The sequence below is a fragment of the Shewanella sp. 492 genome (genome assembly GCF_059338445.1).
This window is the reverse complement of sequence record NZ_CM181702.1, coordinates 2,346,741-2,359,354: the sequence shown is the minus strand read 5'-3', so window position 1 is coordinate 2,359,354 and position 12,614 is coordinate 2,346,741. Positions and strand designations below refer to the sequence as shown.

Below are 12,614 nucleotides of genomic sequence, written 5' to 3'. Positions count from 1 at the left end.
TGCATCAGTCCATGCTTAAAAGTCGTTTATGTTGGCGCACGGCAACAACCAAGCATCCACAGTTTAAGGCCTATCAGCAGGTATTATTGGATAATTTAGGCAAAACTATCGATCAAGTGAGTCTAGTGGCCATCGATTTGGAAATGACTGGGCTGAACCCTGCTTGCGATCAAATCTTGAGTATTGGTGTCGTCCCGATTCAGCAGGGGCGGATTTTACTGCAACAGGCACAACATAAACTGGTGCAAATTGAGGGCAGTGTCGGTCAAAGCGCTACCATTCACGGAATATTAGATATGCATTTGCAGCAAGCCGTGCCGATAAAAACGGCGATGCAGTGGTTTTTAGATGCGACTCAAGGCAAGGTATTAGTGGCGCATCACTCGCCCTTGGATTTAGCCTTCTTACAGGTCGGGCTTGCTCAAGCTTTTGATGAACACATTAAGCTGATGGCAGTTGATACCTTGGCGCTGGAAAAAAAGCGCTTGCTGCGTCAGCATGAGGTATTACAAAAGGGGGCCTTGCGCTTGGGCGCTAGTCGAGCCCGTTATGGGTTACCCGTTTATGCGGCCCACAATGCGTTAATCGATGCGATTGCCTGTGGTGAATTATTATTAGCTCAGGTTGCGGCCATGGGCGGTCACAGGCTTAAAGTGAGTGAGCTGTTTTAGCGGCATTCTTGGTTACCGATGAGCGCTGTAATTACATTTTGCTAAATGCGGTCAGTATTGGGCGTGGGTTATAAAAGCGCTTTAATAAAAAACGTCGGTCAATGCCGACGTTTTATCTTTATCAAGGCGTGTGCGCCCTAGATTGTATGGCGATTAACCACAGAAATGCTTAACGGCTTTGGCGACCAGTTCGATGCCGGTTTTATCACAAGGCGGCAGTTCAGCATCAGATGGGTTAATTGGGGTGATACGATCGCCCCATTTAAACAACACGGCTGCCGAGGTTAGGCCAGCGCCAAAGGCACAAGATAAAATGGTTTGATTCGGTTTAATCATCCCTTTTTCCAGTGCGTCGCAGATAGCAATCGGAATGGTTGCCGCAGAGGTGTTACCGTAATTGGCAATGTTGACCACGGCTTTTTCTTTAGGGATCTTCATGCGGCTGATTAGGGTGTCAATAATGCGCTCATTGGCTTGGTGCGGAATGACCCAGTCGATATCATCTTTATCTACGCCACATTTTTCAAGCACTTGGGTACTGAGTTTGCCCATGCCAGCGATGGCACGCTTAAAAATTTCTTGGCCATTGAATTCGATATAGAAGTCCAATGACGATGCGCTAAAGCGATCCATGGCGGTGCCAAAACTAGTTTTAAGGATGTCGCGCGCTGCAGGATCGTTATTCAGTTCATAGCCTAAAATACCACCGGCTTGGTCGCTCGCTTCCACTACCACGGCGCCAGCGCCATCGCCAAACAATACCGCGGTATCACGGCGTGACCAATCAAGATAATAAGAGAGACGTTCGGCGCCAATCACCAGTACTCGCTTAGATTGACCACTCTTAATTTGTGAGCTGGCCAGACCAAGTCCATAGAGAAAACCACTGCAGGCGGCGTTGATATCAAAAGCGCCACAGCTTGCGCCAATATTGGCTTGTACCGTTGATGCAATATTAGGAATTAAGGTATCTGGACTCGCGGTAGCTAAGATAATTAAATCGATATCACTGCCTTCAAGCCCGGCTGCAGCCAATGCACGCTGGGCGGCAACCGATGCCAATTCCGATGTGTTGACATGGCTAATGTGTCGTTGGCTTATGCCAGTGCGAGGCTTAATCCATTCATCTGACGTATCGATAAAAGTCGCAAGATCATGGTTTGTAAGCGTGGCGGGGGGAACACATTTTCCCCAACCTGTAATGGTGGCGTACTGCATCTTATATTCTCTCAAAATAATAAAGGCAGAAGCACAGCTCTGCCTTATCGAACTAATCTAAATAAGCCTAGCAATAAGTTGATAAATCAACCGTGATCTAGTCGACTTGTTGTGCAAGCAGATGCTTAAATGTATCTGCTGCATCTAATGTGTGTTCCCTAAGTACAGAAACGGATTTTCTACATCTCTAGCGGCACAGCACGAGTAGGATGCTATGGGGCAGCTTTAGTGCTAGTGCCTGTCAATAACAACTGTAAATGAATATTGCGGTCGAGATTGGTGTTTACATCATAATAAAATCAAGCGTCCGGGCGATTATCGGCTTGATAGAAACAGGTATGAAACTGGCTATTGAGTTCACTCCTGCCACCAGAGATACGGTGTATATTGCTTGCTTGATCCAACGCAGTTTTACAGACAGATTCCGCTTACTGCGATATCTCCTGACTGCATGTTCTCTCTTAAGGTTCTCACTACACTTAGTTTGTATACTTTGTGAACACATAAGGCCAGCTCGGCTCATACTTGTCGTAATGTATATGCATGATAGTCGCTGAGCCGGATAAGATTACCGTTTATAACGCTATAAATAAAGGGAAACTGTGGTTTCGCTGTACATAAAATGACGCTTGTAAGCCAGTGTAAGCCGAGGTGATGTGTGTATGATTGGCCTATAATGGCGCATTAGGTTAACGGTAGTGTTTGAATTTATCGTTATGGTTTAGATAAGCTCACGGCAAACCCGTGGATCAATAGCAAAATAAGGCAGGTACATCATTTCCAGCGACATCATTATCATCAATTCAAAGCGGCAGCTTTTAGCAGATCAAGGCTCGACGTTGAGTCGGTTAGTCAATGAGGTAGCGCAGTGCCAGTTGTGCCGAGCGTATTTACCGTTGGATGCTCGGCCGATCATTCAGGCGGCGGCGCAGGCTAAAATTTTGATCGCAGGACAAGCGCCCGGCAGGGCGGCAAATGAGACCGGTGTGCCTTTTCATGATGCCAGTGGTGAGCGCTTACGTCAGTGGTTGGGTGTTAGTCGTGAGCAGTTTTATGATCAGCAGTTGTTTGCCATTTTACCTATGGCGTTTTGTTATCCTGGCAAAGGCAAAAGTGGCGATCTGCCGCCTAGGCCAGAATGCGCCGTAATGTGGCGACATAAACTATTAAGTCAGCTGACAGAGGTTAAGCTGACCCTAGTGATTGGTCAATATGCCCAAGCCTACCATTGCCCAACGCCTAAAGGCAGTGTTGCCTTAACCTTGACTCAGCGAGTCAGAAATAGCTGTACCGATCAAGATGAAGTATTGCCGTTGCCTCATCCTAGCCCGCTCAATAACCGCTGGTTAAAGGCCAATCCATGGTTTGAAATTGAAGTCTTACCTTCGCTAAAACAGCGGGTTGCTGAAATTATTGCTGACTAATTTGAACTCAGGTTTACCAACAAGATAACTTTCACTGTGGAACATGAGTTTAAAACCCTAGTCAATAAGATAATTTTATTCATTTTGTATTCATTATAGAGATAGAGCGGTGCATTTTAGTGATTGTGGTGTGATAATAGTGTCCATTAAATTGTGTTGTTCTGATTTGGGGTATTTCCTGTGAATCCTGCTGTGTTCCTAGATAGAGATGGTGTCATCAATATTGACCATGGTTATGTACATCAAGTGGATGATTTTGAATATATTGACGGTGTATTCGAGGCGTGTGCCGAATTAAAGCAGATGGGCTATAAACTGGCTGTAGTCACCAATCAGTCAGGCATCGCCCGTGGACGCTATAGCGAAGAGCAATTTCACCGTTTAACCGAATGGATGGATTGGAACTTTGCCGATAAAGGCGTTGAGTTAGATGGCATCTATTACTGTCCGCATCATAGTGATAAAGGCATTGGTGAATACAAAATCGATTGTGACTGCCGTAAACCCAAGCCGGGAATGCTCAATAGTGCGGCGCAGTTTTTAGCGATCGACCTGTCAACATCGGTCATGGTTGGCGACAAGCGTGATGATATGTTAGCAGCTGAAGCAGCCGGTGTCCCAACACGTATCCTAGTTCGTACCGGTAAAGAGGTGACTGATGAGGCCATTGCCGCTGCGACCGTGGTTCTCGATTCAATCGCCGATGTGCCTAAGTACCTACGTACTTTGGCAGCGGGTTAACGGAGACGCTCATTCCAAAGTGAACTCTGCCACGCATTATTTAGCTTAATCGTGAACAATAGCGTTGACTGCCGCCTAAAGATTATGTGGTGGTTAGCGCGATAATGGAACATCTTGTCCCTTGACATACTGTGCGTGATCAGTGTTGACAGCCCTGTTTTTGCTTAGCTGTAGCTTAAATGAAGGGCTGCATGCGCTGCGTGGTGTACCAATAAAATCTGCTTGATAGTGCAAGCATAATGAATCGAGCATCGTTTCCCAAGGCGCATTCCCCGAATAATCGCTGAGGTTATGCCAGCGCTTGTTTGCCGTATCCACTAAGATAAGCCGTTCATCTTTAGGCAGCATAACCAGTTGCCAGTGCTCGGCATACACTGAGCGTTGCTTTAATTGGATATTATTGTAATAGGACTCAGGTTTCATTACCGCTCGTCCATCATCCCTTATCTCGTAATGGGATGCGGTTTCTGACATCACCTTTTTATTATCGATAAAGCTGGTATTAATTGAACGCACTGGCAGTGACGATTCGACAAATATATGTCTGTTATTACTAAAGCTCAGCTCCTGTGGCAGTTCTTCGCCATCGAATATCATGTCTTCATCTATCGATGCTCTAGAGGCGGTATGGGTGAGTTCTGACATTATTGTTGGTGCTAGGTCAATCAATGAAAATAAACCCTCTACTTTGCCAGCAGGGTTTATCGGTTTACCATCTCGATACCTTAATGAAGCGAGCACCACCTGCGATTGTTCCTGAGATAGAATGTTTGTGCCATGTCCCCATGCGGCGACATTGAGTGCTGTTGGAACAATAGCAGGGTCTGTTTGTACCAAACTATCAGCGGCAACGAGCTTATCTTGACTCAATAAAAAGCCTTCACCGTGATCCGATAACAGGTAGACCACAGCGTTGTCTAGTAGGCCGCCTTGGCGCAATTTGCCGATAAAGTCGGCAATCTGTACATCAACTTTTTTAATCATTTCGCTGTACATATAGTGATTGTAATTACCATCCCAACGTGATTTATCCAGCTCGATAAAATCCTTTGAGGTGAAAGGCCAATGTAATTGACAAAAATGTACCGCTAAAAAATTAGGTTTATCGACCGACAAACTCTGAAGAACCTCATGATTAAACAGCAAAGGATCGTAAGTTTTCCCATAGGCGCGATTGATATAGAGATAGGGAAATAACTTGCGCGATAGCGGAGCATTAATCATTAAGTTAACCAAGGGGAGATCAGCTACATTCGAGATAACTGCATCGGCAGCCCCTACTTTGGGGCCAACAACGCGATCGAAGCCATAACTAGCATCGATTTGATTGAAGCGGCGCTCATCGATGGCATAGGTGGTCTGATAGCCACTGGCAGAAAGCTGCTTTAATATGGGAAACGGTTTTTCGACGAATTCTGGCGGTGCAAGGTTAAACCTAGCGCCGTTATTAATGGGGTATAAGCCTGATAAAATCCCCATCCACGCTACATAAGTACGACCTTGCGGCGTATAGGTTTGATTATAAATCAATGATTGCGACAATAACTGATTCAGTGTTGGTGCAAGCGATCTATCGGCGCCGCGATAAGCAAGGTGATCTGGACGTAAACCATCAATACCGATAATAAAAATATTAGGCTGATCGTGACTCTTGGGGAGCGTCGGTGTGCTTGTGTTGCTGCTAAAAAGATAAACAGGCACCAAGCTAAACACCAATAGGCTAATGGTGAATAGAATGCTTAGTCCTCTTTTCTTACTAGCGATGGTGTCCATCAAAGCATAAACAAGATTCGCTAACAGTAATAGCGCTAAAGTCGCTACTGCTATACCGCTTGCCAGCGGCGTGCCACGAAAAAAACCCAGTAACGATGTCGGATAAAAATAGGCATTTGCTGACAGCACAAAAATGCAGTGCACTAGTAACAGCACCAACCAAATTTGTGTTTTGACATTATCATTAGAGCAGGTAGCAAACCATGGGCGGCAGGAAAGGGTGATCACCAAAGCCCAACCTATATGCAGTACCAAGACCATTAGCGCAAAATAGATCAGGTCTAACACCAAACCACTACTCACTAAGTGCTCATCTTCGATATGAGTCATAGCATTGGCAATTGAAAAGACAGAGTAATACTGGATTAGCTGTTTATAGTTAATCGCAATAACAATAAACAACACCAGCAAGGCAAACGTTCTGAAAAAGGTGCGCGCAAGTGTGACAGTGCTTGCTGGGGTAATGTTATGTTTTATTGTATTAGGCATAGTCTCTCAATCATATCTTGCTATGAGGGTTTAAATACCTCGGCTTTTACTTTAGTTTGTCGAGTTCAATAGCGCCATCGATAGGCTGCTGTGTATTTAGCTTTAGGTCCTGTGTCGAGTTCGATGCTGCGCGCGCAATCTTGCGACTCGTTGGTGGGGTCGCGCTGTCAGTGTCAAGCCTATCTACAGTTGACTCGTTTATCTGAGTGGCCATATTGACTTGAAAGTCATCGAAATTAGCCAATAAAGTATCTTCATTACCCGATGGCCAATCACCCAGTAATAGATAACGCTCTGCTAATGTCTTACCCGATTCAGTGTCGGACTTTAAGGCTAGATGCGTTTTTACCCCTCTCCAGGCTGGGTAGATAATGGTCAGTAATAATAGGCTTATTAGCACGATTAATATCACTTGCAGTCGCTGCGGCTGAGTTAATTTTATATTGTTCATGCTTAATAATTATCCTGCACTCTTTACATAGGTAACATAGGTAACATAGGTAATAGCTGCATATAGGCAATCGCTACGGCACTGCATTTATGTCGCTGTGATTAATCTGATATTTCAAGTATAGATGACTCATTAATCTCTGATGTCAGTCGCGCTGTTTAGCATACGTAAGCTTGACAAAACTAGCGGCTTTATCCTATTCACTTATCTAAAAAAGGTCATACAACAAACAATAGTCCCTAATCATCTTGTTTAAAAGTGATGTATGAGCTAAACCTGAGCTAATGACTACACTTAAGTGGACCTTGGCATCATTTCATTAAGGTGGCTTATTATTAAACTTTGACCGTGATAAACGCCTCTATGATTCGATTTTATACTTTGAACTCTAATCGTGACTGGCAGCAGTACTCAATGTTGTTAGGTGGGTGCTAGGTATATATGAACTCAGATAAATGGATGATATCGACAACATGAAACCTTATTTACTCAGCGAACGATTACTCGCATTTACCTGTGTTTTGCTCTACCTCATCGGCCTGCCAGCGTTGGTGACGGCTGAACCAGTCTTACAGACAGCGCAGCTTAATCAGCCAGTGAAACATGAGCCGGCGTTTATTTGGCTCAATGAGCAAGGCCCGAAGCCAATTACGCTCGATATGCTCTCACTCGCGCAAGACCTAGGCTTTTGGCAGCCAACAAACGAGCCATTGGCTGGCGCTTATACTCCAGCTTCTAATGCGGTAGATGACCGCTATTCACAACTATTTATCGATATGATCCAAACCATAAGGCTAGGACAGGGCAATGCAGCGCTGTTGAGTGTGGAACAATTACGCCGCGCCGCACAAGCTCAGCGGTTACATAACCTGCTCGATAGCATGTTACCCGAACATAAACAGGTGCAATTGTTACGCGAGCAAATTAGGCACTATCAACAACTTGAACGATATGTATGGCCATCAATTTCGCCCATGTCATACCGTTTTGGACAAAGATCGCCCGAAATAGCCAAATTGCGCTGGATGCTGACTCAATTAGGTGACTTACCAGCTAAGGCGCCTAACAATTATCGTGATGCGATTTATGATCCTGTCCTCGTTAGCGCCATCAAGCATTTTCAACTAAGGCACGGATTAACTCAAAGCGGAGAACTCGATAACGCGACGCTGCAAGCCTTACATATATCACCATCGCAGCGAATTTTGCACCTGCGCCAAGCCTTATTTCGCTGGTTTGCGTTACCCACGCAACTGCCGCAACGCTACCTGTGGGTCAATATTCCGGCCTACCAATTACAGATCATGGAAAATGACACCAGCGTATTGAATATGCGAGTGATTGTCGGCAAACCCGCCACGCCGACGCCACAAATGGTGACCACACTTACGCTAGTGACATTGAACCCGACCTGGACCCCGCCCAGAAGTATTGTTTATGGAGAGTTATTGCCTAAAAATGGCCGCTCGCCAGGGTATCTGGCTGCCCATGGGTTTGAGCTGCGTAAAGTCAGTCAAGGTCATTCTTCAGTGATACCATTGGCAAACCAATCGTCTAAGCAAGTTGCCGCTCTACTGAGCGAGTATCAACTCGTGCAGCAACCCGGCGCTAATAATTCATTGGGGCGCTATCGATTTTCTATTCCAAATAATGAAGCGATTTATCTGCATGACACCCCGATTAAGTCGCTGTTTACCCATCAAGACCGCGCCTTGAGCCATGGTTGTGTGCGTTTGGAACAAGCTGATGCCTTAGTTAACTATCTATTAAATCAGCATATTAAGCAGTTGCCCGCGGTTATTAAAGATGCGTTAACACAACCATCGCCGCGTTATATTAAGTTAGCAGAACCGTTGCCCGTATTAATGACCTATTTAACCACTTGGATAGATACGAATGGAGTGGTGCAGTTTCGCCCCGATATTTACCAGTTAAACCCCCCCTTAAGGCGAATAGAGGACAGCCTAGCGATTAGGCGCTAGCCCGTCACTCCTAGCTTTTCACTTATAGCTCGTCACTTATAGCCCGCTCAAGCATCGCCTATGATGTATTTCTTATGACTCGGTTAATCTAGGTTAATAACGGCTAAAGGATAACGGCGCTGAAGTCGTTAGCTGTGTATTGCGTTATAGCATTAGCCTAGTCATTTTCGCTGTCTTGGAGGTGCCTTACTGTCGCCCAATAAAGCTGTCACATAACAATGCAACATCAAGCCTTATGCTTCCTTTTACGACAACATTCTTGCTACTACTTGCTATTAAGCGTCTTGCCTAAACTCATTGTATTGGAAATATAATGTTGCCATAAAGCGCAATAGCCTTGCGGTAATTATTTATTTTTTATTTTTAAGCTGTGTATTGTAAAAACTTTGCTACCTTTAAATGTAACAGCAATGTGAAATGGTGCGATTTTACCTCCAATTGCTGCACAGCAGGCTAGGTCGCGAGCGTTAGGGCTTGTACCTGCCATTATCAACGATTGGCAATAGTAACCAATGCTCGACAACAAATAATGGCACCGTTGAATACAAGGAAAACGAGATGGTGAAGCAGAAAGTGAGTTATGAAAGTGAGCTAGATGAGCATAAGCAAGTTTACGTATCGCGTCATGATATCACTCAGTATCTCGGCACTCAGTATCTCGACAGTATGCCCTTTAGGTCGTTAGTCGTTAGGAGAAAATTATGAACCTTACTAACATATTGAAAGATTTTATTGAAGATGAAAGTGGCTTAACGGCAGTGGAGTATGCCATCGCCGGTGGCTTGGTGGTCGGCGGTATGATTGCTGCGTTTAACCTATTAGGTGATAACGCAACGAGTAAAATTAACTGTTTAGCGGGTGCAGTTGAGGGCGCGAGTGCCGATTGTACGACAGCTGCAGGCTCTTAAGATAACTAACTTAGTATGGATTGCCTAGTTTGCCCTACAAGCTAGGCTTTCATAATACTTATTTTGTGCCTATTTAAAGAGATCCTATCTCGATGACAGATGCCCAGTTAGTGCTTCAAATTACGTTGGCAGCGCTGTTTTTTATCATCGCCATCGCTACCGACTTAAGATCGCAACGCATTCCTAATGCCTTGTCACTGGCAGCGATTTTCTGTGGTTTTGTCATCAACGGATATTATGCGCAGCTTAGTGGCTTGCTGTTAGCTAGCTTTGGTTTTGCCCTGGCATTTATCATCTTGTTTCCGGTATTTGTGATTCGGGTTCTCGGCGCTGGCGACATTAAGTTAATGATGGGGATTGGCGCCTTAATGGGGCCAGAATTATTAGCCTGGAGCCTGTTATATGGCGTTGCAGCAGGCAGTGTCACCAGCTTGATACTTGTGGTGTGGCGCACCGGTTTTAGTGGTGTAGTCAACACGCTTAAGCGTTATTGGGACTGCATTTACTGCAAAACCTATTTCAAACCTGAGTCTGGCGAAGCAGCGGGACAAAAAGTGCCCTATGCTCCCGCATTGGCCATTGGCTGGCTGGTGGCTTGCAGCATCAACTATGATTTACCCAGTATTTATTTGCAGTTAAGCCATTCTTTAGCGGGGGCGTAATATGTTGCGAGCGGATGTGGACCATAATGCGACAGTTGAGCCATTGTCTAAGCCATTGTCGCAACATACAGAGTTGCAACAGACTGAACCTCAAAATGTTGTAGACGTTAGTCAATTAGCGCCTAAGCCTATTACCTTAGACGCCACAGGGCTTTCAGAGTCCTTATTGTTAGATCTCTTGGTAAAACATATATTTAGCGCAGGAGTGCTCACCAAAGAGTTGATGGTTGCTAAAATGGGTATAACTGGGGGGATTTTACAATACCTGCTCGATACCGCCAAAAAGTTAGGTTGGGTTGAAAACCGTCAGACTACAGCAGATGGTCAGATGCGCTATGCCTTGAGTCATACGGGTGAGATACATGCTAAGTTGGTTTTTAGCCGCAGCGGTTATCTCGGTCTCGCTCCCGTGCCGCTTAAACAATATATTCCCATCTGTAAGCAGCAATCGAGCCGAGCTCGCCCCATCACCTATGAGATGCTCGAACAAGGCCTTAAGGCGCTCGTGTTACCCCAAGATCTGCTTTATAAAATCGGGCCTGCCATGAATTCCAGTCGGCCAGTATTGATCTATGGCCCACCGGGCACAGGTAAAAGTTACCTGTGTCGTCACCTTAATCTTACTTTAGGCGATGCGGTACTTATTCCCTATGCGATTGCCATAGGGAATGAAATCATACAAGTTTTTGACCCTGAGTTGCATCATCGCACAGAAGTGGAGGCGATAAAGAACCCTTTAGACTTAGGCAGCGGTCACGATCCAAGATGGATCAAGTGTCAACGCCCTCTGAGGATCACCGGCGGTGAGCTTACTGCTGAAATGTTAGAAGTACAGTTTGATACTCACAGCCGCACCTATATGGCCCCGCTGCAGCTCAAAGCCAATAATGGCATTTTATTGCTCGATGATTTAGGTCGGCAACGTATCAGCGCCAAACAGCTTTTTAACCGTTGGATTATTCCGATGGAAGAGCATAGAGACTTTTTAAATTTACAGTCGGGCGAACATTTTGAGATCCCATTCGAGCTGATTCTACTCTTCTCTACTAACCTAGATCCTAAAGAATTAGTCGATGAAGCATTTCTTCGACGACTCGGGTACAAGATCCATTTTGAGGCATTAGATGCACAGCTTTACCGTAAAATTTGGTTTCGGGTGTGTGATGAGCTTGGGCTGAGTTGCAGTGAAGAGACGTTTTTGCATTTGATTAACCAATACCATCAAAAATTCGCTAAGCCACTGATCCCTTGTTATCCACGTGACTTACTCGGGATCATGTCTGATCAGATCTGTTTTATGAAACTTAAACCAGAGGTAACACCATCACTCATTGACTCTGCTTGGTCCATCTATTTTGTTGAATAATGAAAATAAAGATATGTTTTAGTTAACATTTTAGTTAACAACGGGAGTTCACTATGAATAACAAAACGATTCTTTTTGTCGTCTTGTCGCTGATATTTGGTGTGATGGCGGTTTTCCTCGCTCAAAATTGGCTCGAGTCTAACAGCAGTGTTGCTAATGTGGCTGATACCACCAGTGTTGTCACTGTCTCTAGCCTAGTGCCTATGGGCACCATTATCGATCGTAAACATTTAGTCTTAACGCCCGTGCCCGAAGGTATAGTACCTCAAGGCTCGGTGACAAAGTTTGAAGATGCCGAAGGTAAAGTCGTTAATCAAAAACTCTATCCTGGTGAAATATTACGCCAAGAAAAACTCACTAACAAAGGTGAAGGCAGCACACTAGCTAGCCTTATTCAACCTAACATGCGTGCGGTTACCATCAGGGTAAATGATGTGGTTGGCGTAGCGGGTTTCTTATTGCCCGGAAACCGAGTGGATGTGATTAACCTCTTTAAAGAGGGCGATTATAAAACTGATGTAGTGCTCTCTAACGTAAAAATTCTGGCTATCGATCAACGAGCGTCGAATGATGAAAATAAACCCATGCTGGTTCGTGCAGTTACCTTAGAGCTGAGCATGGATCAAGCCGAGCAGTTGTTGGTTGCTAAAGGACGTGGCTCATTGCAGTTAGCCTTAAGAAACCCCAATGATGATGCACAGGTTGAAGTGGCTCTGCTCAATCAAGAGAAAGTCGTGCAGCTCGAGCCGATAAAACCACTTGTAGAGACACAGCCGTCAGCCACTGTTAAGCCTGCCATGCCAACGGAGAAAGTGGTTTATGCTCAGTCTAATGCTAAAGCGAAAGTCCTGATATTGAAGGGAATGAAAGAGCAAGAAGTTAAGGTGAATGACTAATATTTAATACAACCAAAAGGTTGAAAAGGAGTG

12 protein-coding genes are annotated in these 12,614 nt (G+C 45.0%); 9 read left to right on the top strand and 3 right to left on the bottom strand.

Features of this window, described 5'->3' with window-relative positions:
* Positions 1-11 precede the first annotated feature (11 nt).
* Complete coding sequence (locus AC5YBX_RS10630) at positions 12-671, top strand: exonuclease domain-containing protein (RefSeq protein ID WP_494521548.1); 660 nt, start codon at positions 12-14, stop codon at positions 669-671.
* Positions 672-824: 153 nt separating this feature from the next.
* Here the strand turns inward: AC5YBX_RS10630 and AC5YBX_RS10625 are convergent, their stop codons facing one another.
* Positions 825-1,889: a ketoacyl-ACP synthase III gene (locus tag AC5YBX_RS10625; protein ID WP_494523642.1), complete on the bottom strand. Its 1,065-nt coding sequence runs from the start codon at positions 1,887-1,889 to the stop codon at positions 825-827.
* A gap of 839 nt (positions 1,890-2,728) precedes the next feature.
* Here AC5YBX_RS10625 and AC5YBX_RS10620 point away from each other — a divergent pair.
* Both AC5YBX_RS10620 and gmhB read left to right on the top strand, forming a co-directional pair.
* Entirely contained in the window at positions 2,729-3,313 is a 585-nt protein-coding gene (locus AC5YBX_RS10620) for a uracil-DNA glycosylase family protein (RefSeq protein WP_494523641.1), read from the top strand.
* 180 nt (positions 3,314-3,493) lie between these two features.
* The gene (gene gmhB, locus AC5YBX_RS10615; protein WP_494521551.1) at positions 3,494-4,054 is read left to right on the top strand and encodes a D-glycero-beta-D-manno-heptose 1,7-bisphosphate 7-phosphatase; all 561 of its coding nucleotides are present in this window, start codon (positions 3,494-3,496) and stop codon (positions 4,052-4,054) included.
* A gap of 93 nt (positions 4,055-4,147) precedes the next feature.
* Here gmhB and AC5YBX_RS10610 read toward each other — a convergent pair whose 3' ends face one another.
* Entirely contained in the window at positions 4,148-6,316 is a 2,169-nt protein-coding gene (locus AC5YBX_RS10610; protein WP_494521552.1) for a sulfatase-like hydrolase/transferase, read from the bottom strand.
* 46 nt (positions 6,317-6,362) lie between these two features.
* The gene (locus tag AC5YBX_RS10605; RefSeq protein WP_494518880.1) at positions 6,363-6,767 is read right to left on the bottom strand and encodes a hypothetical protein; all 405 of its coding nucleotides are present in this window, start codon (positions 6,765-6,767) and stop codon (positions 6,363-6,365) included.
* 473 nt (positions 6,768-7,240) lie between these two features.
* Between AC5YBX_RS10605 and AC5YBX_RS10600 the strand changes: the two genes are divergently transcribed.
* The 6 genes from AC5YBX_RS10600 to cpaB all read left to right on the top strand — a co-directional run bounded on the left by AC5YBX_RS10600 (position 7,241) and on the right by cpaB (position 12,581).
* Positions 7,241-8,749, top strand: a complete 1,509-nt coding sequence (locus tag AC5YBX_RS10600; protein ID WP_494523640.1) for a L,D-transpeptidase family protein — start codon at positions 7,241-7,243, stop codon at positions 8,747-8,749.
* A 558-nt stretch (positions 8,750-9,307) separates the two neighbouring features.
* Positions 9,308-9,454 (top strand): hypothetical protein, encoded by a 147-nt coding sequence (locus tag AC5YBX_RS10595; protein ID WP_494523639.1) that lies wholly within the window; start codon positions 9,308-9,310, stop codon positions 9,452-9,454.
* Complete coding sequence (locus AC5YBX_RS10590) at positions 9,451-9,657, top strand: Flp family type IVb pilin (RefSeq protein ID WP_494523638.1); 207 nt, start codon at positions 9,451-9,453, stop codon at positions 9,655-9,657. Before AC5YBX_RS10595 ends, AC5YBX_RS10590 begins: the two co-directional genes overlap by 4 nt.
* 92 nt (positions 9,658-9,749) lie before the next feature.
* The gene (locus tag AC5YBX_RS10585) at positions 9,750-10,319 is read left to right on the top strand and encodes an A24 family peptidase (protein WP_494523637.1); all 570 of its coding nucleotides are present in this window, start codon (positions 9,750-9,752) and stop codon (positions 10,317-10,319) included.
* A gap of 1 nt (position 10,320) precedes the next feature.
* Positions 10,321-11,685 (top strand): DUF8689 domain-containing protein, encoded by a 1,365-nt coding sequence (locus AC5YBX_RS10580; protein ID WP_494523636.1) that lies wholly within the window; start codon positions 10,321-10,323, stop codon positions 11,683-11,685.
* A gap of 53 nt (positions 11,686-11,738) precedes the next feature.
* Positions 11,739-12,581, top strand: coding sequence for a Flp pilus assembly protein CpaB (cpaB, locus tag AC5YBX_RS10575; RefSeq protein ID WP_494523635.1), 843 nt, complete (start codon positions 11,739-11,741; stop codon positions 12,579-12,581).
* Positions 12,582-12,614 lie beyond the last annotated feature (33 nt).